The sequence below is a fragment of the Burkholderia sp. FL-7-2-10-S1-D7 genome (assembly GCF_001524185.1).
GTDB classification, from domain to species: Bacteria; Pseudomonadota; Gammaproteobacteria; order Burkholderiales; family Burkholderiaceae; genus Burkholderia; species Burkholderia diffusa.
Window position 1 is genome coordinate 53,142 of the sequence record NZ_LOWY01000050.1, and the last position, 24,884, is coordinate 78,025.

At 67.5% G+C, this 24,884-nt stretch carries 23 protein-coding genes; 11 read left to right on the top strand and 12 right to left on the bottom strand.

Translation table 11 applies throughout. From position 1 onward, the window contains the following. Positions 1-5: 5 nt before the first annotated feature. Positions 6-1,244 carry an MFS transporter gene (locus WS75_RS17970; protein ID WP_059681739.1) on the bottom strand — a complete coding sequence of 413 codons (1,239 nt, stop codon included), beginning with the start codon at positions 1,242-1,244 and terminating at the stop codon, positions 6-8. Positions 1,245-1,659: 415 nt separating this feature from the next. On the opposite strand from WS75_RS17970, the gene WS75_RS17975 reads away from it, so the two are divergent. Together WS75_RS17975 and WS75_RS17980 are read left to right on the top strand one after the other, a co-directional pair. Next, positions 1,660-3,333, top strand: coding sequence for a methyl-accepting chemotaxis protein (locus WS75_RS17975; protein WP_059681740.1), 1,674 nt, complete (start codon positions 1,660-1,662; stop codon positions 3,331-3,333). Between the two features lie 199 nt (positions 3,334-3,532). Continuing rightward, a complete protein-coding gene (locus tag WS75_RS17980) occupies positions 3,533-4,561 on the top strand; it encodes an EpsG family protein (protein WP_179948928.1) in 1,029 nt (342 codons plus the stop codon). A 36-nt stretch (positions 4,562-4,597) separates the two neighbouring features. On the opposite strand, the gene WS75_RS17985 is transcribed toward WS75_RS17980, so the two are convergent. From WS75_RS17985 to WS75_RS18000, 4 genes are read right to left on the bottom strand one after another with little or no spacing between them, the layout of a single operon-like run. Next, entirely contained in the window at positions 4,598-5,473 is an 876-nt protein-coding gene (locus WS75_RS17985; protein ID WP_047900486.1) for an efflux RND transporter periplasmic adaptor subunit, read from the bottom strand. A gap of 12 nt (positions 5,474-5,485) precedes the next feature. Then, a complete protein-coding gene (locus WS75_RS17990; RefSeq protein ID WP_011351756.1) occupies positions 5,486-5,689 on the bottom strand; it encodes a DUF1656 domain-containing protein in 204 nt (67 codons plus the stop codon). Further along, a complete protein-coding gene (locus WS75_RS17995; protein ID WP_059681742.1) occupies positions 5,686-7,887 on the bottom strand; it encodes an FUSC family protein in 2,202 nt (733 codons plus the stop codon). Before WS75_RS17995 ends, WS75_RS17990 begins: the two co-directional genes overlap by 4 nt. A gap of 15 nt (positions 7,888-7,902) precedes the next feature. Continuing rightward, positions 7,903-9,411: an efflux transporter outer membrane subunit gene (locus WS75_RS18000; RefSeq protein WP_257129405.1), complete on the bottom strand. Its 1,509-nt coding sequence runs from the start codon at positions 9,409-9,411 to the stop codon at positions 7,903-7,905. Between the two features lie 157 nt (positions 9,412-9,568). Between WS75_RS18000 and WS75_RS18005 the strand changes: the two genes are divergently transcribed. Continuing rightward, positions 9,569-10,510, top strand: a complete 942-nt coding sequence (locus tag WS75_RS18005) for a LysR family transcriptional regulator (protein WP_059681743.1) — start codon at positions 9,569-9,571, stop codon at positions 10,508-10,510. A gap of 125 nt (positions 10,511-10,635) precedes the next feature. Continuing rightward, positions 10,636-10,794 (top strand): hypothetical protein, encoded by a 159-nt coding sequence (locus WS75_RS34195; protein WP_167357986.1) that lies wholly within the window; start codon positions 10,636-10,638, stop codon positions 10,792-10,794. Positions 10,795-10,849: 55 nt separating this feature from the next. Here the strand turns inward: WS75_RS34195 and WS75_RS18010 are convergent, their stop codons facing one another. The 4 genes from WS75_RS18010 to wrbA are packed head-to-tail and all read right to left on the bottom strand — an operon-like array spanning position 10,850 to position 14,152. Then, a complete protein-coding gene (locus WS75_RS18010) occupies positions 10,850-11,677 on the bottom strand; it encodes a metallophosphoesterase (protein WP_059681744.1) in 828 nt (275 codons plus the stop codon). 23 nt (positions 11,678-11,700) lie between these two features. Continuing rightward, positions 11,701-13,122, bottom strand: a complete 1,422-nt coding sequence (locus WS75_RS18015) for an FAD-binding oxidoreductase (protein WP_059681745.1) — start codon at positions 13,120-13,122, stop codon at positions 11,701-11,703. 20 nt (positions 13,123-13,142) lie between these two features. Further along, positions 13,143-13,535, bottom strand: coding sequence for a DUF2069 domain-containing protein (locus tag WS75_RS18020; RefSeq protein ID WP_059681746.1), 393 nt, complete (start codon positions 13,533-13,535; stop codon positions 13,143-13,145). Next, positions 13,532-14,152 carry an NAD(P)H:quinone oxidoreductase gene (wrbA, locus tag WS75_RS18025; protein WP_059681747.1) on the bottom strand — a complete coding sequence of 207 codons (621 nt, stop codon included), beginning with the start codon at positions 14,150-14,152 and terminating at the stop codon, positions 13,532-13,534. Before wrbA ends, WS75_RS18020 begins: the two co-directional genes overlap by 4 nt. A 144-nt stretch (positions 14,153-14,296) precedes the next feature. Here wrbA and WS75_RS18030 point away from each other — a divergent pair, with 144 nt between their 5' ends. Further along, positions 14,297-15,628: a YihY family inner membrane protein gene (locus WS75_RS18030; RefSeq protein WP_059681748.1), complete on the top strand. Its 1,332-nt coding sequence runs from the start codon at positions 14,297-14,299 to the stop codon at positions 15,626-15,628. Positions 15,629-15,646: 18 nt separating this feature from the next. On the opposite strand, the gene WS75_RS18035 is transcribed toward WS75_RS18030, so the two are convergent. Then, positions 15,647-15,964 (bottom strand): Mpo1-like protein, encoded by a 318-nt coding sequence (locus WS75_RS18035; RefSeq protein WP_059681749.1) that lies wholly within the window; start codon positions 15,962-15,964, stop codon positions 15,647-15,649. Between the two features lie 158 nt (positions 15,965-16,122). On the opposite strand from WS75_RS18035, the gene WS75_RS18040 reads away from it, so the two are divergent. From WS75_RS18040 to aroC, 3 genes are all read left to right on the top strand, one after another. Continuing rightward, positions 16,123-16,578 carry a CBS domain-containing protein gene (locus tag WS75_RS18040; protein ID WP_059681750.1) on the top strand — a complete coding sequence of 152 codons (456 nt, stop codon included), beginning with the start codon at positions 16,123-16,125 and terminating at the stop codon, positions 16,576-16,578. Between the two features lie 139 nt (positions 16,579-16,717). Then, entirely contained in the window at positions 16,718-18,652 is a 1,935-nt protein-coding gene (locus WS75_RS18045; protein WP_059681751.1) for an MFS transporter, read from the top strand. Positions 18,653-18,917: 265 nt separating this feature from the next. After that, positions 18,918-20,018: a chorismate synthase gene (gene aroC / locus WS75_RS18050; protein WP_044846064.1), complete on the top strand. Its 1,101-nt coding sequence runs from the start codon at positions 18,918-18,920 to the stop codon at positions 20,016-20,018. A 69-nt stretch (positions 20,019-20,087) separates the two neighbouring features. On the opposite strand, the gene WS75_RS18055 is transcribed toward aroC, so the two are convergent. Beyond that, positions 20,088-21,158 carry a LacI family DNA-binding transcriptional regulator gene (locus WS75_RS18055; protein WP_059681752.1) on the bottom strand — a complete coding sequence of 357 codons (1,071 nt, stop codon included), beginning with the start codon at positions 21,156-21,158 and terminating at the stop codon, positions 20,088-20,090. 238 nt (positions 21,159-21,396) lie between these two features. Here WS75_RS18055 and rbsK point away from each other — a divergent pair, with 238 nt between their 5' ends. The 3 genes from rbsK to WS75_RS18070 are packed head-to-tail and all read left to right on the top strand — an operon-like array spanning position 21,397 to position 24,696. After that, on the top strand, positions 21,397-22,326 hold the full coding sequence (gene rbsK, locus WS75_RS18060; protein WP_059681753.1) for a ribokinase: 930 nt from the start codon (positions 21,397-21,399) through the stop codon (positions 22,324-22,326). A 58-nt stretch (positions 22,327-22,384) separates the two neighbouring features. Beyond that, positions 22,385-23,704, top strand: a complete 1,320-nt coding sequence (locus WS75_RS18065) for an MFS transporter (RefSeq protein ID WP_059681754.1) — start codon at positions 22,385-22,387, stop codon at positions 23,702-23,704. A gap of 44 nt (positions 23,705-23,748) precedes the next feature. Then, the gene (locus WS75_RS18070; protein ID WP_059681755.1) at positions 23,749-24,696 is read left to right on the top strand and encodes a dihydrodipicolinate synthase family protein; all 948 of its coding nucleotides are present in this window, start codon (positions 23,749-23,751) and stop codon (positions 24,694-24,696) included. A gap of 112 nt (positions 24,697-24,808) precedes the next feature. On the opposite strand, the gene WS75_RS35105 is transcribed toward WS75_RS18070, so the two are convergent. After that, on the bottom strand, positions 24,809-24,884 hold a 76-nt coding region (locus WS75_RS35105), incomplete at its 5' end, for a 4Fe-4S dicluster domain-containing protein (protein ID WP_133168007.1).

Consider the following 24,884-nt stretch of genomic DNA (forward strand, 5'->3'; position numbering starts at 1 on the left):
GTTCGTCACGTCTTCTTGCGCCGGCTGCTTTCGAGGTTCGGCAGGAACACCGTCAGCACGCCGATCAGCGGCAGGAACGAGCACACCTTGTAGACGAATGTGATGCTCGTCGCATCCGCGAGCTGGCCGAGCACGGCCGCACCCACGCCGCCCAGGCCGAACGCGAAGCCGAAGAACAGGCCCGCGACCATCCCGACCTTGCCGGGCATCAACTCCGTCGCATAGACGAGGATCGCGGCGAACGCCGATGCCAGCACGACGCCGATGATCACGCTCAGCACGCTTGTCCAGAACAGGTTCGCGTACGGCAGCAGCAGCGTGAACGGCGCGACACCGAGGATCGACACCCAGATCACGTACTTGCGGCCGATCCGGTCGCCAACCGGCCCGCCGATCAGCGTGCCGGCCGCGACTGCCGCGAGGAACACGAACAGGTGGATCTGCGCGGCCTGCACCGACAGGTGGAACTTGTCGATCAGGTAGAACGTGAAATAGCTGTTGATGCTTGCGAGGTAGAAGTACTTCGAGAAGACCAGCAGCACCAGCACGCCGATCGCGGCGAGCACGCGGCCCTGCGACAGCGTCGGATGGCCGGCCGCCGCGGCCTTCTTCTTCATCGACGGATGCTTCTTGTACCAGTGGCCGATCTGCGTGAGGACGACCATCGCGACGAGCGCGGCCGCCGAGAACCACGCAATGCTGTGCTGGCCGTGCGGAATGATGACCAGTGCTGCGAGCAGCGGCCCGAGTGCCGAACCTGCGTTGCCGCCGACCTGGAACAGCGACTGCGCGAGCCCGTGCTGGCCGCCCGATGCCATCCGCGCGACGCGCGACGATTCCGGATGGAACACCGACGAGCCGCAGCCGACCAGCGCCGCCGCCGCCAGCAGCATCGGGAAGTTCTGTGCGGCCGACATCAGCAGCAGCCCCGCGAGGGTGAAGCCCATCCCGACCGGCAGCGAATACGGCTTCGGCCGCTTGTCCGTGTACAGGCCGACAAGCGGCTGCAGCAGCGACGCGGTGATCTGGTAGGTCAGCGTGATCAGGCCGATCTGCGCGAACGACAGCGCGAACTGACTCTTGAGCATCGGATAGATCGCGAGGATCAACGACTGGATCATGTCGTTGAGCATGTGCGAGAAGCTGATCGCGCCGAGCACGGGGTAAACGGTACGCGGAGCGGGTGGGGCAGACGGCTGGGCTGCGGCTGCTGCGCCGGCGCCCGTATCGAGGCTGGTTTCCATGTGAGCTGAGCGAGTTGAGGTGGCGGGACGCGCTCTGATGGGGATCGGCGCGTTCGAATCGTTGTTGCGTCAAAGAAGTGTAATGTGGCGTATCGAGAATGTCAGGACAAGTTTTGTCGCGATTCGGACATTGCCGTGACGATTCGGCCATGACGCGTTTTTGGCCAGGTATAACGCTGCGACGCTGCGGCGGGTCCGCCTTTCATCGGTCGCGCGGGACCGGATCGGTGTTTGCCCGGACTCAAGGTGCGCCGATGGCGGCCGTAGAACGACGCAGCGACATCACAGGTGCGCCACGTGCGGCACCGGCCACGAGCCGGGCGAGCGCAGGGCGCGCGGCATGGCGGGCCATCGCGGGAATGCCGGCCGCCGGAACCGACCTTTCCGGCGGCATGATCAATACGGGGAAATATCGATGAAAGCAGCTTCATTGCATCCGCGGCCGGTTGCGGCCGCCGCCGCATCCAACGCAGCCGCCAGGCCCGCCCCACGGCGCGCGCACGCAGCCCGGCGCGAACGCCGGTCGTGGACGGTCAAGGCGACGTTGCGCGCGGCCTTCGCGATCGTGCTGGCCGGCACGCTCGCAATCGGCGTGTTTTCGTTGTGGCAGATCAGCCGGCTGAACGCGTCGATTGCGTCGGTCTATGAGCAGGGGCACGTCGCGAGCCGGGCGGCGGCGGAGGTGCGCGCCGAGGTGCTGCGCGCGAGCCGCGCGCAGAAGATGCTGCTGACCGCGACCACTGCGAAGGAGCGCGACGATCTGGGCGCAGAGGTTGGCGCGGGGCTCGCGTCGATCGGCCAGGCGCTCGCGACGCTGCAGCGATACGCCGATCCGTCCGATGCGGACGATTCCGCGCGACTGCGCGGGTTCTCGATGGCGGTAGGCACGTGGAGCGGCCATCTGCGCGATTTCGTCACGCTCGTGCAGGCGCAGCCGCTCGACCTGTCGCAGATGAACTGGCAAGTCGGCACGCAGGACGTGTCGCTGCTGGTCGAGACCGGCAAGCTCGAGAAGCTCGTCGCGATGCTCGTGAAGACGCGCGGCGCGAAGTCGAAGGCGACGCTCGATGCGTCCGCAACGATCTTCTCGTCGTCGTTCGCGATGATCGCGGCGATGACGGCCGCGCTGATCGTGCTGGCGATCGCGATTGCCGAAGGGGTCGTGCGCCGCCTCGCGTCACAGCTCGGCGGCGAGCCCGCGGACGCGAAGGCGATCGCCGCCGACATCGCGCGCGGCGACCTCACACGGCAAATACCGCTCGGCCGGCACGACCGCGACAGCATGGTGCGTGCGCTGTCCGAGATGCAGACCGGGCTCGCGGCGACCGTCGGCGAGATCGCCGTCAGCGCCGAGGCGATCGCGGCCGCGTCGGGCGAGATCTCGACCGGCAACCTTGACCTGTCGCGGCGCACCGAGCAGCAGGCCGTCGCGCTGGAGCGCACCGCGGCCAGCATGGAGGAACTCACGTCGACGGTGCGGCAGAATGCCGAGAACGCGCGGCAAGCGAGCGCGCTGGCGGCCAATGCGTCGGCCGTCGCGGAGGCGGGCGGCGAAGTCGTCGGGCGCGTGGTCGCGACGATGAGCGAGATCGACGACAGCGCGAAGAACATTCGCGACATCATCGGCACGATCGAGGGGATCGCGTTCCAGACCAACATTCTCGCGTTGAACGCCGCGGTCGAGGCGGCGCGCGCGGGTGAGCAGGGACGCGGTTTTTCGGTGGTCGCGGGCGAGGTGCGGCTGCTTGCGCAGCGCGCGGCGACCGCGGCGAAGGAGATCCGTGCGCTGATCGGCGCGTCGGTCGAACGCGTCGCGAACGGCGCGGCGCTCGCGCACGATGCGGGCCGCACGATGAACGACGTGGTGCGGGCGGTCAAGCGCGTGACCGACATCATCGGCGAGATCTCCGCAGCGTCGGACGAGCAGAGCGCGGGGATCGACGAGATCGGCCGCGCCGTCACGCAGATGGATGCCGGCACGCAGCAGAACGCGGCGCTCGTCGAACAGGCGGCCGCAGCAGCGAATGCGCTCGACGAGCAGGCGCAGGCGCTCAAGTCGCTGGTCGGACGCTTTCGCATCGCGGCCTGAGCGTCGCTCCGTCCCACGCCGTCGCGAGCCATCCGTGAGCGACGCGCAGGCTGGCGGGCTGCTGTCGATCGGTGACTTTCCGTGCAGTCGGCCCGCACGCAATCCCTTACAATGCGCCTCCACATAGATGGGGGCCAGACTCGCTCGGCGTGCGGTCGCACCGACTCCGGTGCGACCGCACGCCGAGCGAGTCGTAACAATGACAATGACGATTTACCTGACGGGATACGTGTGGATGCTCGCGTCCGCCGCGATCGGAATGCGCACGCGCACGGCCGCGTGGCGATGGCTCGCGGCGGGCATCGCGCCGGCCGCCGCGTTCGCCGTGCTGCGGGGCCGGACGGGCACCGACACGGCGATCTACCACGACATCATTACCGGCATCTGGAGCGGCAACCTGAAGGTCGTACCGCGCACGCTCGAACCGGGCTTCGTCTGGCTCGTGCGCGCGCTCGAGTGGCTCGGGCACGATCCGTACATCGCGATGGCGATCCTGTCGCTGCTGGTCGTCGTCGCGTGCGTGGCCGCGTTCGGCCGGAGCGCCGAGGACGCATGTGTGTTCGCCACGCTGATCTTTCCGCTGTTCTTCTACGACATGGCGATGAGCGGCTTGCGCTACGGCGTCGCGTTCTGTGTCGCGAAGCTTGCTTCGGACGCGTGGGCGCGCAGGCGGCACGGCGCGTCGTTCGCGTTCGCGGCCGCGGCGACCAGCATGCACGTGTCGGCGGCGCTGCTTGTCGTGCTGCTGCAGATCGGACGGTTGCGCCGGCTGCGCTACGCGGGGCTGGCGGTCGCGATCGGCGGCGTGCTGTTCGCGATGCATCACGACGCGCTGCTCGCGAAGGTCGGCCTGTATGCGGCGTTCACGCCGCCCGCGCAGATATCGGGCGGCGCACCGCTCGGCCTTGCGATGCTGACGCTCGCTGCCGGCTGGGTGCTGCTGGCGCGCATGCCGCGCACGCTCGTGTTCCTGTTCGTCTGCGAGATCGCGAGCTTCGCGCTCGCGCGGGTCAGCTATGCGGGGCTGCGTTTCCAGTGGCTCGTGCTGTTCGCAATGGGCTGTCAGTTCGTGCCGCTACAGCATGTGCCGGGGATCCGACGCCGGCACGTCATCGTTGCGCTGGCCGTGATCGGCGCCGTCGGCTTCGCGATGCGAATGCGCAACATGCTCGGCGAATACGGGCTTGGCCCGTCGCCGTTCCTGCCTTACCGGTTCTTCTGGGAATGACGCGGCCGGGTGCGGTGGCGCCCGGCCGGAGTGCCGTCACGACTTCTTCTGCTTGTCCGGATCGATGATGACCGTGCAGGTCGTGCCCGCCGACAGCACCACGTCGGCCGGCACTTCGTCGATGCGGATGCGCACCGGCACGCGCTGCGCGAGGCGCACCCAGTTGAAGGTCGGGTTCACGTCCGCGACGAGGTCGCGGCTTTGCGGGTTGTCGCGATCGTAGATGCCGCGCGAGATGCTCTCGACATGGCCCTTCATCACGCCGCCGCTCATCAGCCGCATCTCGGCCGGTGCGCCGACCTTCACGCGCGGCAGCTTGGTTTCCTCGAAGTAGCCGTAGACCCAGAACGAATGGCTGTCGACGATCGCGAGCTTCGCCTGGCCGGCCACCGCGTAGTTGCCCTTGAACGTCTGCAGGTTCGTGATGTAGCCGTCGACCGGCGCGACCACGCGCGTGCGTTCGAGATTGAGCTTCGCGGCGTCGAGCGCGGCGATTGCCTGCTGGTACTGCGCGTCGGCGCTCGATGCGCTGTGCGCCGCGTTCTCACGGTTTTCCTTCGACACGACGAGCGCGTCGAGGTCGGCACGACGGGCCGCGTCGTCGCGGCGCATCTGCAGTTCCGCGCGGCGGGCGGCGACGGCCGCCTGCGCCTGCTCGACCGCGATCTGATAGTGCGACGGGTCGATCTGCATGATCAGGTCGCCTTTTTTCACGAGCTGGTTGTCATGCACCGGCAGCTCGACGATCGCGCCCGACACGTCCGGCGCGACGTTGACGATCTCGGCACGGACGCGCCCGTCGCGCGTCCAGGGATCGTCCATGTAGTGCACCCACAGCGAGCGCCCGATCAGGATCGCGACGAGAAGGATGACGGCGGTCGCGACGAAGCCGAAGAGTTTTCTGAGAATCATGATGGTTCGGAATCAACGGTAAACGGCAAGACTCAGTCCGCCGCAAATGCAGACGAGAAGGCACGCGCGGAACAGCGACGGGTGCCAGACGAGACGGTAGAGGCCCGTGTAGGCAAGCAGGCGGTCGACGGCCCAGGTCGCCAGCGCGCCCAGGACGAACATCAGGACCACCGTGGGCATGTAGGCATCGAGAATGGCGATTTCACGCGGCATCATGACGAGGCTCCTTGTTGGGGACGCACGGGGTGACTGCGGTTGAGCGGCTCGAGGGGCGATTCCGGATCGAGCAGCGCCGTGCGTACGAAATGCAGATGACTCAGGATGCGCTGCAGCCGATGACGCTCCTCGCGCGACGGCGTGAACGCATCGAGCGTCTGCCGGGTCGCGTCGATCGCGGCGTTGACCGCGTCGAGCGTCGCGTCGAAGCGCGCTGCGTTCGGCTTGCGGAACAGCGCGGACAGCGCGGTTCGCATCGTCTCGATCGCGCGTCGCCACGGTGTCGTCGGCGCATAGCGCGGGTCGGACGGCAGCGTCGCCAGTTCGGTGCGCAGGTCGAGCGCCGCATTGCCCGTCTCCAGCACCGCGAACATCCAGCGCAGCGCGTCGCGCTGCACGTCGGGCTGGTCGGCCGATAGCGTGTGCGCCTGGAACATCAGGTCGCGCGCGCCGCTCTCGAAGCGCGTGCGCAGTCCGGCCAGACGTGCGTGGCACGCGGCGACCACCTGGTGGCGCAGGTCGGCGAACAGCCGCTTCTTGAGCCACGGCGCGGTCGGCGGAAACAGCACCGCGAACGCGATCGCCGAGACCAGCATCGACAGCACCAGCGCGAGCGCATCGTTCATGAAGCTCATCGGGTCGTAGTGCGTGATGTTGTCGGGGCCGGCGAGGAAGCTGAAGAAGATCAGGTAACCCATCCCGTAGCCCGCGAGCTTCGGCTTCAACGTCATGAAGATGCCGATCGCGAGCAGCGGCGCGAGGGCCGCGCACAGCAGCGGGAAGCCGTCGATGTGCGGGTAGATGCCGAATGTCAGCAGGAAGCCCGTGCATACGGCCAGCGCGGTACCCATGCCCATCTGGGCAGACATCGCGGTCGGGCGCGGCGTCGACGACGCGAGCGCGCAGGTGGCCGCGGCCGTCAGCGTCATCGTCACGCCGCTCGGCCACGCGGTTTCGATCCAGAACCAGCCGAGCACCAGGATCACGGTCGCGGTGCGAATCGCCGCGATCACCATCGCCGTCACGTTGGTGCGCGGTTCGTAGCGCTCGATCCAGCGTTCGCGCTCGTGCGTCGGGGTCGACAGCGACGCATAGGTCGCCGCGTATTCGTGCAGGTCCGTGATGAAGCGGTACAGCAGCTCGGTGGCCGTGTCGAAGTCGAGCAGTGGAAAATCCGGTTGCGTCTCGAGCGCGGCGCGCGTCACGCGGATGCGGCGCGGCAGCGCGTCGCGCCACGCGAGCAGCTGTTCAGCCGCGAGCGCGGCGTCGGCCGACGAGCGTACCGGTTCGCCATTGCGCGTCAGAAGTGGCGCGATTTCGCGGAAGTACGGCTCGATCGCATCGATCGCGGCCTGCGCGCCGGCTGCGCGCAGCCGGTTCATCAACTGGTGCAGTGCGTGGAAGCGGCTCGATACGCTCATGAACTCGCTGTTCAGCCGCGCGAGGCGGCCGCTGCGCATCCGCGTGTCCGGATCCTCGAACACGGCCATGCTGCGTGCCGCTTCGAAGCCGACCACGTCTGCGACGAAGCGCGCATGGATGGTTTCGATGTGCGCGCGGTCGAGCTGGCCCGACAGCGCCGCCGCGACGTAGTCGACGAAGCTGCTGAAGCGCTTGCGCACGGTCGTGCGCATCTGCTCGCCGGTGTACTGCGGAAACACCAGCGCGCTGACGACGCCTGCCGACACGATCCCGACCATGATCTCGGCGACCCGCGTCATCGCGCTCATGAACGCGCCGTCCGGATGTTGCGATGCCGGCAGCCCGATCAGCGCGGTCGTGTAACCGGCGAGCAGGAAGCCGTAGCTGCGGAAGTTGCGGTTGCGCGCGGCGCCGGCCGTGCACAGGGCGACCCACAGCGCGACGGCCAGCAGGAACAGCTGCGGCTGCTGCGGGAACAGCCCGACGAACGTGAGCGTCGCGATCAGCCCGAAGATCGTGCCGGCGACCCGGTAGAAGCTCTTCGCGAGCACCGCGCCGCTTTGCGGCTGCATCACGATGAACACCGTGGTCATCGCCGTCTTCGGCGCGGGCAGGTCGAGCCGCATCGACACGCCGGTCGCGATGAACGCGGCGAGCAGTGCCTTGAACAGATAGAGCCACGCGGCGCCGTCGCTGCGGGCCCAGTCGCCGAATGCGGCGGACCAGGTCGCGAGCGGGCCGGCGGCGTGGGTGGAAGCGGGGGAGGAGGCGGACATGGCGATTGCTCCGCGTTACCGTGCGGCCGGCGCGGCACTCGCGGCGGCTTCGTGGTGCGGCGGATGGCCGCCCTGAGCGTCCGTTTCCGTTTCGACGCCGCCGCCGAGCGCGGCCATCAGCTGTGCGTGCGCGGCGAGGCGTTCCGCGTCAATGCGGGCCGCCGTCTCCTGCGCGCGCAGCAGTTGCTGTTGCGCGACCAGCACGTTCACGTAATCGGTTAGCCCGCGGCGGAAGCCTTCGCGCGACAGCTGGTAGCTGCGGTCGTTGGCGGCGACCGAGCGCGCGGCGTCCTTCTTCTGCGTATCGAGCGAGCGGATCCGCACGACCTGGTCGGCGATGTCCTTGAGCGCGCCGACGACCGTCTGGTTGTAGCGCTCGACCGCCTGGTCGTAACCGGCGTCGGCCGCACCGAGTTGCGCGCGCAGGCGGCCGCCTTCGAAGATCGGCAGCGACAGCGCGGGGCCGGCCGTCCAGCCGCCGTTCATCGCCCGCAGGAAGTCGGTGAACGGCGCGGTCACGCCGAAGCCGCCGACCGTCGCGAGCAGATCGATGTTCGGGTAGAACGCAGCTTTCGCGACATCGATGCCCCGTGCCTGCGCGTCGACCATCCAGCGGGCCGCGACGACGTCCGGGCGGCGGCCGAGCAGGTCGGCAGGCATGGCGGACGGCAGGCCGGCCGGCGCGTCGAGCGACAGGCTCGGCCGTTTGATCGCATCGCCGGCGCCCGGGCCCTTGCCCGCGAGCGCGGCGAGCTGGTGGCGCGCGAGCTGGATCGCTTCTTCGTAGCTGTCGATCTGGCGCTCGTAGTCGGGCAGCGTCGATTCGGCCTGACTGACTTCGAGCTGCGTGCCGAGGCCGGCCTGCAGGCGCTTGCGCGCGAGATCGGCCAGTGAGCGCTGGCGTTCGAACGTTTCGTGCGCGAGGTCGAGCAGCGCGTAGTTCATCGACATGCCGACATACGCGCGTACGACGTTGACCTCGAGCTCGAGCTTCGCCGCCCGTGCGTCGGCTGCGGTCGCATGCGCGGTGTCGAGCGCGCGCTCGGTCTCGTTCTTGTCCTTGCCCCACAGGTCGAGGTGGTACGACAGGCCGAGCGTGCCGGTGTTGTTCCACGTGTCGGTGTTGGCGAGCGGCCCCGGGCCGTAGTAGACGTTATCGGGCCAGTGCTGGCGCATCAGCGACAGGTTGCCGTTGATCTGCGGCAATTCCGCCGAACGGGCCACGCGTGCCATCGCCTGCGCTTCGCGAACGCGGGCCTCGGCGGCCGCGAGGGTCGGGTTGCCGGCCTGCGCGGCGGCGATCCACGCGTCGAGCTGCGGGTCGCGGTACGCGCGCCACCAGTCGGACGCGGGCCAGCCCGCGTCGCGGTCCGCCGCGCGGATGGCGGCACCGGCATCGAGCGTGTTCGCTTCGATGCGGGCGGACTGCGGCTTGTTGTCGCCCATGCTCGCGCACCCGGCCATTATTAATGAGACTGCAAGAACCGCCAGTGCCAGCGTCCCTTTTGTTGCCGGAGACCGCACGATTTTCTCCCTTTCGGATATAGATGAGTCGGATGCGATTATATTTTTCAGTGATTCCTGAATAAATGGACAAGGATGCAAGTCATTTTTACGAATCCTGAGATAATATTTGTTCGACCCTGTGCAACAATCCATCCGGATTCAAACGGGTAATGGGATGGATACGCTACAAAACATGCGGGTATTCGTCCGCGTGGTCGACGCGGGAAGCTTTACCGCGGCCGCCCAGCAGATGAATTCGACTACCGCCTACGCGTCGCGCGCCGTGTCGGATCTCGAGGCGCACCTGCGCACGCGCCTCCTGAACCGGACGACACGCCGGATCGCGCTGACCGAGGCAGGCGAGCGCTACCTGCAGCGCTGCGAGCAGATCCTCGCGTACGTCGACCAGGCCGAAGCCGAAGCGGGCGACGCGCACGCGCGCCCATCGGGCAAGCTGAAGGTCCATTGCTTCACGAGCCTCGGGCAGCACTACCTGGTGCCGGCCATCGCGCGCTATCGGCAGCGCTATCCGGACGTGCACGTCGAACTGACGCTCGCGCAGCGGATGCCTGACCTGCTCGACGAGGGGTACGACGTCGCGATCGTCGTCGGCCGCGACCTGCCCGATTCGGGGCTCGTGTCGCAGCGGCTCGGCGAGAGTTACAGCGTCGTGTGCGCGTCGCCCGGCTATATCGACGCGCACGGCGTGCCGCGGACTCCCGCGGATCTCGAGCATCACGTCTGCCTCGGGATGGTCGCGCCGGGCTTTCACTTCGACGAGTGGGCGCTGTCGGGGCCGCGCGGCGACGAGGTGATTCCGGTCACGGCGCCGCCGTTCCGCGTGAACGTCGCAGAGGCGCTCGCGGTGGCCGTGCGGGAAGGGATGGGGATCGGCGGGTTGCCGCTCTATTCGGCGATCGCCGGGCTGCGCAGCGGACACATCGTGCGCGTGATGCCCGAATACCGGTCGCACGTGATGAACATTTACGCGCTGTATCCGTCGCGTCAGTACCTCGACGCGAAAATCCGCACCTGGGTCGATTTTTTGCGCGACGAGTTGCCGCTCACGCTCGAAGCCGACGAAGCCGCGCTCGCGCAGTTCACGGCTGCGACATGAGCGCGCGGTCGCGCCCGATCTGACGAGATTTGTCGTTCGCGCAACACTTTTTTACCCTCGGACGGCGGACAGTTTGATACTGTTCAAATCAGAGAGATTTGGATCTGCCCATACCCGGAGTCGCAATGGATACGCAACTTATGATCGGCCTTGGAATTCTGCTTGGTGCGGCTGCTGCCGCCGCGGCAACGCGCGATCTGCTGCGCGCGATGAAGGCACGGATGAAGCCGGTGCCTGTGCGGGTGCGCCCGTCGTCGAATGGATCGCGCCGCGCCGATCGCTGATCGGACACCTCTCGGATCGGAAAGGGCCGTATCACGCGGCCCGATGGCCGGACGCTCAGCCGAGTTCGACCACTTTGTCCCACGCAAACGCGGGATTTTCCAGCTCGCCGGTGCGCCGGTGGATATAGCCGCGCGGGTTGCACACCACGCGCGTGCCGCTGTCGATCACGTAATCGAATGATGTATGCGTGTGGCCGTGGATCCACAGGTCCACGGGCGGCCGCACGAGTTCAGCCATGTCCGTGACGAATCCCGCCGATGCAAGGTCTTCCGCATAACGCTCGGCCAGCGAGCGCAGGTGCGGCGCATGATGGGTGACGACGATCGTGCGGCCGTCGAACGGCGTCGCGAGCCGTGCTTCCAGCCACGCACGGCCTTGCCGGTGCAGCGCGATCGCGTCGGCCGGCGTGAAATCCCGCTCCGGCGCCTGCGCGGCATGCAGTGCCGCATCGTGCGGCCACGTCACCTGGATCAAGCCCTTGAAATCGAGCATCACACGCATGCCGGCGTCGATCGCGCGTGCGATGCTCGCCTCGTCGGCGCCGAACAGCGAGAAATCGGACCACAGCGTCGTACCCAGCACGCGAAAGCGCTGCGCCGGATCGACGTACACGCCGTTGTTCAGGTAATGCACGTTGTCGATCGCCTGCGCGGCGTCGCGCATCGCGGATTCGAGCGCGCCGAACTCCCCGTCGTAGTACTCGTGGTTGCCCGGCACGTAGATCACCGGCACGTCCGTATCGAACGTTTCGGCGGCCCAGCGCAGGCCTTCCGCGTGATTGTGGATGTCGCCGGCCAGCACGACGAGATCCGCGTCGGCATGCGCGATCGTGTCGGGCTGGTTGCTTTCGAGATGCAGGTCGGACAGGACGCGAACTCTCATGGACATCGCTCCGGGTTGGGGCTTCAGCGCAGGACCTTGCCGGGATTCATCAGCCCGCGCGGGTCGAGCGCGGTTTTCAGCGTGCGCATGAGTGCCGTTTCGACCGGCGACTTGTAGCGCTGCGCGTCGTCGATCTTCAGCTGGCCGATCCCGTGCTCCGCGCTGATCGTGCCGTGGTGGCGGTGCACGTTGTCGTAGACGATGCGATTGATCGGTTTCTGGAATTCCGCGAGGAACGCCTTCGGGTCGCCGCCTTCGGGCGTCTGCACGTTGTAGTGCAGGTTGCCGTCGCCGAGGTGGCCGAACGTGACCATCCGTGCGCCGGGCGCGGCCTGCTGGATTGCCGCATCGGTTTCGTCGATGAAGCGCGCGATCGACGAGATCGGCACCGCGATGTCGTGCTTGATGTTCAGTCCCTCGTCGGCCTGCGCGAGCGGGATGTGTTCGCGCAGGTCCCAGAACGCGCGCGACTGCGCGAGATTTTCCGCGACCACCGCGTCGACCACGAGCCCGGCCTCGAACGCCTCTTCCATCAGCTTCTCGAACAGCGCGCGCGCGTGCGTTTCGCTTTCGTTGTCCGACAGTTCGAGCAGCACCGTCTGCGCATGCGTGCGGTCGAACGGATAGCGCAGTTGCGGATAGTGCTTGCCGACGAGCTGCATGCAGAAGTCGGACATCAGCTCGAAGCCGGTCAGCAGCGGGCCGGCCGCGCGCTGCGCGAGCGCGAGGAAGTCGAGCGCCGCGTGCGGCGACTCGAGCGCGGCCAGCGCGGTGACCTGCGCGGCCGGCAGCGGATGCAGCTTCATCACGGCGGCCGTGATGATGCCGAGCGTGCCCTCCGCACCGATGAACAGGTCGCGCAGGTCGTAGCCCGTGTTGTCCTTGCGCAGGCCGCGCAGGCCGTCCCAGATCTCACCCTGCGGCGTCACGATCTCGAGCCCGAGGCACAGCTCGCGCGCGTTGCCATAGCGCAGCACCGCGGTGCCGCCCGCGTTGGTCGACAGGTTGCCGCCGATCGTGCAGCTGCCTTCGGCAGCGAGGCTCAGTGCGAACAGCCGGCCGCCTTCGCGGGCGCGTGCCTGCACGTCGGCGAGGATCACGCCGGCTTCGACCGTGATCGTGTTGTTGTGCGGATCGAGCGCGCGCACGCGGTTCAGGCGTGCGAGGCTCAGCACGGCCTGGTCGCCGCTCGCGTCAGGCGTCGCGCCGCCGGCGAGGCCCGTGTTGCCGCCCTGCGGCACGAGCGCGACGCCATGCGTGTTCGCGAGCCGGACGAGCGCGGCGACTTCGGCCGTATCGGCCGGTTTCAGCACCGCGCACGCGCGGCCTTTGTAGCGGCGGCGCCAGTCGATCAGGAACGGCTCGGTGTCGTGCGGATCGGTCAGAACGTAGGGGGCGCCGATCGCGTCGCGGCAGGCGGATACGAAGGCTTCGGAAGAATTCATCACGTTCGGTCGCGTAAGGGTCAGGACGCGGCGCGCTGCCGCTTCGCCGCGCGCTTGAACGGCGCGACGTACGCAAGCGCTGCCACGAAGAAGCCGACGGCGAGCGCGGTCTCGCACCAGCCGAGCGTCGCGGACAACCCGCGGTCGGACATGCCGCGCACGATGCCTTCGGCGAAGTAGACGAGGATCAGCATGCTCGCCCACTGCATCGTATAGATGTTACGCCGCCAGACGCCGGGCAGCGCGAGCGCGAGCGGCACGGCCTTGAGCATCAGCGCCGAGCCGCCCGGGCGCAGCGGCGCGAGCCACAGTTCCCACGCGAGCGACAGCGCGATCAGCGCGACGAGGCACGCGGCCGCTGCCTGCGCGTAGCGCGGCCGGGCGGCGACGGCGGGCCGGGCGGGCGCATTCATGCGGCTTCGGCCGCCTGGGCGGCGGACAGGGCCGCCGCCGCGCGGGCGAGCCGCGCGCCGAGCGCGGCCGCGAGCGCCTTTTCGTCGGCCGACAGCCCTTCGGGCGCACTGCGCTCGCGCTGCGACACGTGCGATGCGCCGTACGGCGTGCCGCCGGTGCGCGTCGTGCTGAGCGCGGATTCCGTGTACGGGATCCCGACGATCATCATCCCGTGATGCAGCAGCGGCAGCATCATCGACAGCAGCGTCGATTCCTGGCCGCCGTGCAGGCTGCCGGTCGACGTGAACACGCAGGCCGGCTTGCCGGTCAGCGCGCCCGACAGCCATTGCGGGGTCGTGCCGTCGAGGAAATACTTGAGCGAGGCGGCCATGTTGCCGAAGCGGGTCGGCGAGCCGAGCGCGAGGCCCGCGCATTCCTCGAGGTCGCGGAGTTCCGCGTAGGGCGGGCCGTCGTCGGGGATGTCGGGGGCGGTGGCTTCGCAGACCGTCGAGACGGGCGGCACGGTGCGGATGCGGGCCTGCATGCCGGGCACGCTGTCGATGCCGTTCGCGATCGCGAGTGCGAGATCGCGCGTGGCGCCGTGACGGCTGTAATAGAGGACGAGAATGTCTTTCATGGGCGAGGGGGCCGCGTGCGGCCGCGCGCATGCCCGGTGCAGTCGGCCCCTGCTGGATCGAGCGGCTATTATAGGGGCTGAAGTCGCCGCGCAGCGCGGCGGCCGCGCGCCGTCGCGCACGCGCCATCGAGAAGGAGAAGCCGTTTGCCGAAGTTGAGCGTCGATCTCGACACCCTCAAGCGCCTCGCGCAGTTCGCGGCCCGGCGTAGCGCCGAGGATCGCATCCCGCAAGTGGCGGGTAGCCTCACGTTCACGACGATGCTGGCACTCGTGCCGCTCGTGACGGTCGCGTTCGCGCTGTTCACCGCGTTCCCGATGTTCGCATCGTTTCAGATCTCGCTGCAGGGGTTCCTCGCGGATCACCTGATGCCCGCGCAGTTCAACGTCCAGATCTTCAAGTACCTGAACCAGTTCGCGTCGAAGGCCAAGGGGCTGACGACGGCCGGCCTGATCGTGCTCGTCGTCACGTCGGTGATGACGATGATGACGATCGAGTCCGCGTTCAACCTGATCTGGCGGGTGCGCAAGCCGCGGCCGTTCGCGCAGCGCGTGCTCGCGTACTGGGCGCTGATCACGCTTGGCCCCTTGCTGTTCGGCGTGAGCCTGTCGATCTCGTCGTACCTGTTCACGCAGTCGCTGGCGTTCACCGGCGCCGTGCCGTCGACGTCGATCGTCGAATGGCTGCTCGCGTTCGTGTCGCTGCCGCTGACCGTGCTCGCGTTCACGTTGCTGTACGTGTATCTGCCGAACTGCACGGTCGCATGGCGCGACGCGGTGATCGGCGGGCTGTTCGCTGCCATCGCGTTCGAGCTCGCGAAGCGCGGCTTCGGCTATTACGTGCGGCGCATTCCGACCTATACGGCCGTATACGGCGCGTTCGCGGCGCTGCCGGTGTTCCTGTTGTGGGTGTATCTGAGCTGGTTCATCGCGCTGCTCGGCGCGATGGTGGCGTCCGCGCTGCCGGCGATTCGCGTCGGCCAGTTCCATCGCATCCACTATCCGGGCAGCGACCTGCTCGACGCGCTCGAATTGCTCGCGCGACTGGCTGAGGCGCGCGCGATCGGCAAGGCGGGCTATACCGCGATGCGGCTCGCGACCATGTTGCGCTGCGACATGGAAACCGCGCAGCGGCTGCTGCTGACGATGGAGGAGCGGGAATGGATCGCGCGGCTGGAAAACGGCGAAGTCGCGCCGCGCTACATCCTGCTGGCGAATCCGGAGCAACTGACGCTGGCGCAGCTGTTCGACGTGCTGGTGATCGACCGCACGGAACTGACTTACCAACTGCAGCGACGCCGCAGCCACGTCGAAGGTGCGGCGTTGCTCGAGGTGCTGTCGAACGACAGGTTCGACGTATCGCTTGCGTCGCTGATCGCCGAGCACCGGCTCGCCGGCGTGCAGCCGGCGGAGACCGTGCCGGGGCCTGTGCCCGGCGCGGCGCCCGACCCGCACGCGCGACCGCCGAAAACGGCGTGACGCGCCGCCGGGCGCGCGTTACAGCGGGATCTTCCCGATGCAGATGTCCTTGAACATCACCCAGTCGCCCATCAGGCTGTAGATCGGGTGCCGGAACGTGGCGGGGCGGTTCTTCTCGAAGAAGAAGTGTCCGACCCACGCGAATCCGTAGCCGCACACGACCGCCGCCGGCAGCCACGGCCAGTGGCCCGTCGCGATCGCCATCGCGACGCAGCCGATCACGCCGAGCGAGCCGATGAAGTGCAGCCGCCGCGACGTGAGGTTCTGGTGTTCGTTCAGATAGTACGGGTAGAAGTCAGCGAAGCTGGCGAATTGCTCCGTATGCGTATGCGCCATGGCCGTCTCCTCGGGCCGCTGTCGATGGAGTCATTGTGCGGCGGGCGGCTCGCGTCCGCAAGCGGGGGCGGCCGCGCCGCGCGGGCCCGCGCTTTCCTTTTGACAGGCTTTCCGATAGGATCGAAAGCGGATTTGCATTCAAGCATGAGGGGACTACGATGCGCGTCAGCGATATTCTGAAAGTGAAGGGCAACACGCTGTTTACGGTGACGCCCGATAAGCCGCTGCGCGAAGCGGTCGATACGATGGCCGAACACGATATCGGTTCGCTCGTCGTGATGGAGTACGGCGATCTCGTCGGGATGCTGACGTTCCGCGAGATCATCCTGCGTCTCCACGTGAACGGCGGCGCGATCGGCGACGTGCAGGTGCGCAAGGTGATGGACGAGCCGCTCACGTGCACGCCGGAAACCGATGTCAACGAAGTGCGCCGGATGATGCTCGAGCGCCACGCGCGCTACATGCCGGTGCTCGACAAGAAGGTGCTGATGGGCGTCATCTCGTTCTACGACGTCGCGAAGACGGTCGTCGAGGCGCAAAGCTTCGAGAACCGGATGCTGAAGGCGTACATCCGCGACTGGCCGGAATCGGAAGCCGAAGCGCAGAAGTCGTGAAGCACGTCGCGCCCTGTGCCATGACGCGCGGGCGCTGCCACTCGGCGCGCGGCGGCGCAGGTTCAGCCTGCGCCGCCGTTTTTTCGACAACCATACAAGGCCCGCGCAGCTTCGCCTAGACGACGCGCGCGTATTCCGCATGAGCGATCACACGCAAGTCTCTTCCGCTTCGCGCGGTGAACGGCGCGCCCACGCGTCGCAGTTCGACCTGTTGCGCCAGCGCCGTTTCGCGCCGTTCTTCACGACCCAGTTCCTCGGGGCGCTGAACGACAACGTGTTCAAGATCGGATTCACATCGCTCGTCACCTATCACACCGCGCGGTTCTCGGGCGTCGACGCGAAGACGGCCGCATTCCTGATTTCCGCGATCTTCATTCTGCCGTTCGTGCTGTTTTCGGCTACCTCCGGCCAGATCGCCGACAAATACGACAAGGCGACGCTCACGCGCTTCGTGAAGACCTTCGAGATCGTGCTGATGCTGGTCGGCGCGGCCGGCTTCGTCACGCACAGCGCGACGCTGCTGTATCTGTGCACGTTCATGATGGGGATGCACTCGACGCTGTTCGGCCCCGTCAAGTATTCGTACCTGCCGCAGCATCTCGGCGACCACGAACTGGTCGGCGGCAATGGCCTCGTCGAGATGGGCACGTTCATCGCGATCCTGATCGGGACGATCATCGGCGGTGCGGCCGCGGGCATCGAAGGCAGCGGTGAGCGCGTGCTCGCCGTCAGCGTCGTCGTCATCGCGCTCGCGGGGCGGCTCGTCGCGCAGCGCGTGCCGCCGACGCCTGCGCCGCAGCCCGATCTCGTGATCAACTGGAACCCGCTCAGCGAGACGTGGCGCAACCTCGGGCTCGCGCGACAGAATCGCACCGTGTTCCTGAGCCTGCTCGGCATCTCGTGGCTGTGGTTCGTCGGCGCGACGTTCCTGACGTCATTCTTCAATTTCGCGAAGGACGTGCTGTCCGCGAGCCCCGATGTCGTCACGGTCCTGCTCGCGACGTTCTCGGTCGGGATCGGCCTCGGCTCGCTGCTGTGCGAGCGGCTGTCGCAGCGGCGCGTCGAGATCGGCCTCGTGCCGCTCGGCTCGATCGGCATCAGCGTGTTCGCGATCGAGCTGTATTTCGCCAGCCACTCGCTGCCGTCGCCCGGGCATCTGCTGTCGGTCGGGGAATTCCTGGCCGGTGCGCGCCACTGGCGCATCCTGGCCGACCTGTTCCTGCTCGCGATGTTCGGCGGCTTCTACAGCGTGCCGCTGTATGCGTTGATCCAGAGTCGCAGCGCGCCGACCCATCGTGCGCGGATCATCGCCGCGAACAACATCCTGAACGCGCTGTTCATGATCCTGTCGGCCCTGATGGCGATGGGGCTGACCAAGGCCGGCGTCGACATCCCGGGCCTGTTCCTCGTCACCGCGCTGCTGAACGTCGTGGTCGCGACGTACATCTACCTGCTCGTTCCGGAGTTCCTGCTGCGCTTCGTCGCGTGGGTACTGGTGCACACGTTCTACCGGATTCGCCTCGTGCATGCGGAGCGGATCCCGGAAGAGGGCGCCGCCGTGCTCGTATGCAACCACGTGAGCTACGTCGATGCGCTCGTGCTGGCGGCGGCGAGCCCGCGGCCGATCCGGTTCGTGATGGATCACCGGATATTCAAGACACGCTTGGCGAGCTGGGTGTTCCGGCATGCGAAGGCGATTCCGATCGCGCCGCGCCATGAGGATCCCGACATGCTCGCGCGCGCGTACGACGCGTGCGAGGCCGCGCTGAAGGAGGGTGAACTCGTGTGCATCTTCCCGGAAGGCAAGCTGACCAAGACGGGGGACATCAACATGTTCCACCACGGCATCACCGAAATCCTGAGCCGTACGCCGGCGCCCGTGATTCCGATGGCGTTGCGCGGGCTGTGGGGCAGCTATTTCTCCCGTCATGCGGATGCGCGCATGCCGCGACCCATCAAGCGCGGCGTGATGAGCCGACTGACGCTCGCGGTCGGCGAGCCGATCCCGGCCTCGGTCGCGACACCCGAGGCGCTGCAGGCCGCGGTGACCGAGTTGCGCGGCGCGCGAAAGTGAGCAGGGGCGGGCCCGGCGCGATGCCGCCGGGCCGTGCCGACGGCGGCGAACCGGCCGGTTTGACCGAAGCGGCGCGGGTCGACGGCGCTTGCACCGGGCCGTCTGCGCGGCAGGTCCGTGTGGTCTGAACGGTTCACACGGCCCGCGGGCACGGGACGGCTGGCATAATAGCGGTTTACTTCTTTTTCTCGACCGGCAAACGATCGGCCTGCCAGCGGTCCCGGCAGCGCATCGGTTTGTCCAATTCTCTTTGGGCGGTTCCATCATGTCCGGCAATACCCTCGGCACGCTTTTCACTGTCACGACCTTCGGCGAATCGCACGGTCCCGCGATCGGCTGCGTGATCGACGGCTGCCCGCCGGGAATGGGGCTGACCGAAGCCGACATCCAGGTCGAACTCGATCGCCGCAAGCCCGGCACGTCGCGGCACGTGACGCAGCGCCAGGAGGCGGACGAGGTCGAGATCCTGTCCGGCGTGTTCGAAGGCGTGACGACCGGCACGCCGATCGCGCTGCTGATCCGCAACACCGACCAGCGCAGCAAGGACTACGGCAACATCGTCGAGACGTTCCGCCCCGGCCATGCCGACTACACGTACTGGCAGAAATATGGCATCCGCGACTACCGCGGCGGCGGCCGCTCGTCCGCGCGCCTGACCGCGCCGATCGTCGGCGCGGGCGCGGTTGCGAAGAAATGGTTGCGCGAGCGTTTCGGCGTCGAGGTGCGCGGCTACATGAGCGGTCTCGGCGAGATCGACGTGCCGTTCGTCGACTGGTCGCACGTTCGCGAGAATCCGTTCTTCTCGCCGAACGCGGCGATCGTTCCGGAGCTGGAAGCCTACATGGACGCGTTGCGCAAGGACGGCGACTCGATCGGCGCGCGCATCGACGTCGTTGCGTCGGGCGTGCCGGTCGGCTGGGGCGAGCCGGTATTCGACCGGCTCGACGCGGACATCGCGAAGGCGATGATGAGCATCAACGCGGTGAAGGGCGTCGAGATCGGCGCGGGTTTCGACAGCGTCGCGCAGCGCGGCTCGGTGCACGGCGACGAACTGACGCCGGCCGGCTTCGTCGGCAACCATGCGGGCGGCGTGCTCGGCGGGATCTCGACGGGGCAGGACATCACCGTGTCGATCGCGATCAAGCCGACGTCGAGCATCCGCACGCCGCGCCGTTCGATCACGAAGTCCGGCGAAGAGGCGACGGTCGAAACCTTCGGCCGCCACGACCCGTGTGTCGGCATTCGCGCGACGCCGATCGCCGAGTCGATGCTCGCGCTGGTGCTGATCGACCATGCGCTGCGCCATCGTGCGCAGTGCGGCGACGTCGAGACGCCGACGCCGAAGATCGCGGGCAGCGCGACCTGAAGCAGCGGGGCCGGCACGCGCCGGCTCGACCGATTCGATGCGAAACGGGGCGCCTGGGGCGCCCCGTTTTCATTGGGCCGCTGAATTCGGCGGCGCGGCCGATTCGCGCACCCGCAGCTCCGGCAGTATCGCGCAACCGGGCCCGGCTTCCCCGTGCTCGAGTGCGTCGAGCAACGCGCGGGCGGCCTTGCGGCCGATCGCATCGGTGTCGACCCACATCGTCGTCAGCGCAGGCCGGATTTCGCGAGCCAGCGCGACATCGTCGAAGCCGGTGATCGACAATTGCGACGGCACCTCGAGGCCGATTGCCTGCGCTTCCAGCAGGGCGCCGAGCGCGAGTGCGTCGTTGCCGCAGATCACGGCCGTCGGGCGCGTCGCCCCGCTGTCGGCGATCGCGCGCAGGCTCGCACGCCCGAACGCGATCGTGGCCGGGCCCTCATGCTGGTGGATCGGCCGGACCGCGAGCCCACGCGCGGCGAGCGTGTCGTGGATGCCGCGCAGGCGGGCCTGCACACGATCGTTGTCCGCCGAAGGCTGCATGATGATCGCGAAATCGCGATGCCCGAGGTCGAGCAGGTGCGTGGTCAGTCGCGCGAATGCCACGCGGTTGTCGAAACCGATGCAGCAGTGCGGGCTGTCGTCGCGGTAAGCATAGGTGACGACATACGGCACCCGATGCAGGTCGAGCAGTTCGAATACTTCCGGCGGATAGGCTTCGCCGACCAGCGACACGGCTTCGACGCCGCGCGACAGCATCGCCCGCACCTGCGCGAGCGCCTGTGCCGGGTCGTAATTCGAGCAGCCCAGGAACAGGGTGATGCCGTGCTCGGCCATGACCGCCTGCATGCCCGCTACCTGCGACGCAAACACCTGGTCGTCGAGCGTCGGGATGATCGCACCCGTGATGTGGGTTCGCGTGGATGCGAGTGCTCGGCCGGCCGCGTTGGGAATCCAGTTCAGTGCGCGTGCCGCGTCGCGCACGCGCTGCTGCACGTGGGCCGAGACCTTGCCGGGGTCGTTGTAGACACGCGAAACGGTCGCGGTCGACACGCCGGCGAGTTTCGCGACATCCCCGAGCACCGATCGGCCGCTGCCGCGGCGTGCGCGCGCCGCGCCGCCGCTGGATGGGGGCGTGCTCATTGGTCATCCCCGGGCGCGGCTGCCAAGCAGGCGCCGCGCGTGGTCAAAAACGCCATCGTTTACCCTCGATTCATCGTGGTCACGCTTGCATATCCGGTCGTGCCTGTGCGAATGTAAGCGCTATCTTGATGCTACTCCGTATTATGTCAGACACAGATTGCAGCCGCATTGTGAAATTTTCGTCGACGATGGCCGTTCCGGCTATTTTGTTTGTCGCAAATGTAAGCGGTTACATTGAATGAAGATCCACGCAAAGTCCCCTCGAATCGCGGTCGTCGGCAGCATCAACGTCGACCTCGTCACGCATGCGCCACGGCTGCCCGTGCCGGGCGAAACGCTGCTCGGCACGACGTTCCAGACCGTTCACGGCGGCAAGGGTGCGAACCAGGCGGTGGCGGCGGCCCGTCTGGGTGCATCGGTCGCGATGATCGGCTGCGTTGGCGACGACGCGTTCGGGGCGCGCGTGCACGACGCGCTGGCGGCCGAACGTATCGACGTGACGCACCTGCACCGGATCGACGGGGAGGCAACCGGCGTCGCGACGATCACGGTCGATGCGCAGGGGGCGAACAGCATCGTGGTCGTGCCCGGTGCAAACGCGCGCCTCGATGCCGAATTGATCGACGGGGCGCGCGACGCGATCGCCGGCGCGGCGCTGATGGTGTGCCAGCTCGAGGTGCCGATCGAGAGCGTCGCGCGCGCGATCGGCAGTGCGATCGCACATCGCACGCCGGTGCTGCTCAATCCGGCGCCTGCGCGACCGCTGTTCGACGCATTGCTGGCCCGGATCGACTACCTCGTCGTCAACGAAACGGAAGCGGAGTCGCTGACCGGCATCGCCGTCGGCGACGACGCCTCGGCGGTGCGCGCAGCCGAGGCGCTACGCGCGAAAGGCGTCGGCAACGTGCTGGTCACGCTGGGTGCGCGCGGCGTCTGCTGGCGCGGCAGTGCAGGGAACGGCCGCCATCGGGCAATGACGGTGGTCGCCGTCGATACCACGGCGGCCGGCGACACCTTTGTCGGCGGATTCGCGGCCGCCCGGACGAGTGGTGCGTCGATGGACGACGCGATCGCATTCGGCCAGCGTGCGGCCGCAATCAGCGTCGCGCGCCACGGCGCGCAGACGTCGATTCCGACACGCGAAGAAGTGGAGAGCATGGCGGTATAGATTCCGCGACGACGGAAAGCGCGGGCAGGCACCCGCCTATGACATGGAGACAATCGAAATGAACGAAGACCAGGCTGTTCCGACTGCGCCGCCACGTATCCGGCGCGGACAACGTATCGCGCTCGCGCTGCTGATGGCGAGCGGAATCGTCAACTATCTCGATCGCGGCACGCTGGCCGTCGCGAGTTCGGCCATCCGGAGCGATCTCGGGCTGTCGCTGTCGCAGATGGGGTTGCTGCTGTCGGCATTCTCGTGGAGCTATGCGCTGTGCCAGTTTCCGATCGGCGGGCTCGTCGATCGCATCGGGCCGCGACGGCTGCTCGGCATCGGGCTGATCGTCTGGTCGTTCGCGCAGGCAGCGGGCGGCCTCGTATCCACCTTCGGCTGGTTCATCGTCGCGCGCATCGTGCTCGGTATCGGCGAGGCGCCGCAGTTCCCGTCGGCGGCGCGAGTGGTGAGCAACTGGTTTCCGTTGCGTGCACGCGGTACGCCGACCGGGATCTTCAACGCGGCGTCGCCGCTTGGGACCGCGCTCGCGCCGTTGCTGCTGGCGGTGCTCGTCGCTTCGTTCGACTGGCGCTGGGCGTTCGTCGTCACGGGGGCGCTCGGTCTCGTTGTCGCCGTCGCCTGGTTTGCGTGGTATCGCGATCCGGCGCGCGCGCAATTGACCGCGGCGGAACGAGGGTATCTCGATGCCGATGCGCAGACGGCCGTCGCGGCGCCCAAGCTGACCTTCGCCGACTGGCGCAGTCTGTTTTCGCACGGCACGACCTGGGGCATGCTGATCGGATTCTTCGGTTCGGTGTATCTGAACTGGGTCTACCTGACCTGGCTGCCGGGGTATCTCACGATGGAGCGTCACATGAGCCTCATTCGCACCGGGTTTGCGGCATCCGTGCCGTTCCTGTGCGGGTTCGTCGGTTCGCTCGTTGCCGGCTGGCTGTCGGATCTGGTGACGCGCCGAAGCCGCTCGCCAGTCGTGAGCCGGCGCAATGCGGTGGTCGTCGCGATGCTCGGGATGGTCGCGTTCACGATTCCGGCCGCGCTCGTGCAGAGCAACACGGTGGCGCTCGCCTGTATTTCGGTCGTGATCTTTCTCGCCAATGCGGCATCGGCATGTTCGTGGGCGCTCGCGACGGCGGCCGCACCGCCGAGCCGTGTCGCATCGCTCGGCGCGATCCAGAATTTCGGCGGTTTCATCGGCGGTGCGCTCGCGCCGATCCTGACGGGTGTGATCGCGCAGAAGTGGTCGTTCGTGCCGGCGCTGCTGACGGCGGCGGCATTCGCATTCGCCGGCGCGATGGCTTACCTGCTGCTGGTGCGCAAGCCGATTCCCGAGCAGTCCGCGAGTGCAGCGCCTGGCGCGCTGCCGGCCTGAGGCCGCCGGCTACCCCCTGTATTCATTGAAGGAAGGAGAAACAGATGCAATCACATCAGCAGGCGAGCACGACCATCGAAGGGATTGTGCCGGTGATGCTGACGCCGTTCGACGATGCCGGCGCGATCGACTACGCGGGCCTCGAGCGACTCATCGAATGGTATCTGGCGCACGGTTCGGATGCGCTGTTCGCGGTCGCGCAATCGAGCGAGATGCAATTCCTGAATCTCGCAGAACGTGCGGAACTTGCGCGTTTCGTGGTCGAGCGGGTGGCCGGGCGCGTGCCTGTCGTCGCGTCCGGGCACGTCAGCGAAGATCTGGATGCGCAGGTCGCCGAATTGTGTGCCGCGGCGGAATCGGGTGCGCAGGGCGTCGTGCTCGTGACCAACCGCCTGGATCCACAGCGCAAGGGCAGCGCCGCGTTTCTCGATCATCTTCACAAGCTGCTCGCCCGATTGCCGGCGGATCTGCCGCTTGGCTTGTATGAATGTCCGGCGCCTTATCGGCGATTGCTGTCCGATGACGAACTGCGCGCGTGCATCGACACCGGCCGCTTCGTGATGTTGAAGGACGTGAGCTGCGACCTGGAGACGGTGAAGCGACGCGTTGCGCTGGCCGCGGGCTCGCCGTTGAAGATCCTGAATGCGAACGCCGCGATCGCATGGGATGCGATGAAGGCGGGCTCCGCCGGTTTCAACGGCGTGTTCACCAACTTCCATCCCGATCTGTATCGGTGGCTGCGCACGCAAGGCGACTCGGATCCGGCGCTTGCCGACGAATTGTCGGCGTTCCTGGTGCTCTCGGCGGTGTCGGAAGCGCTTGGCTACCCGGCGCTCGCGAAAATCTATCATCAACGGATCGGCACGTTCGGATCGATTCGCTGCCGCTCGATCGACTACGACGTGCGGGAGCGGTTCTGGGCGCTCGATGCGGTGCTCGACAAGATCGTGTCCGGTACTGAGCATTTCCGTCGACGGATTGCGGCGCGCTAGCGCAGCCGGTGCGGGGCGCAGTGCATGAATCGCGCGACCGATGGCGGGCAGGGCAGCGTCGAATGCCGAGCGGACGAAAAAAACGCCGCGCAAGGCGGCGTTTTCCGGCAGGTTACATGTTCGGGTAATTCGGCCCGCCGCCGCCTTCCGGCGTGACCCACACGATGTTCTGCGTCGGGTCCTTGATG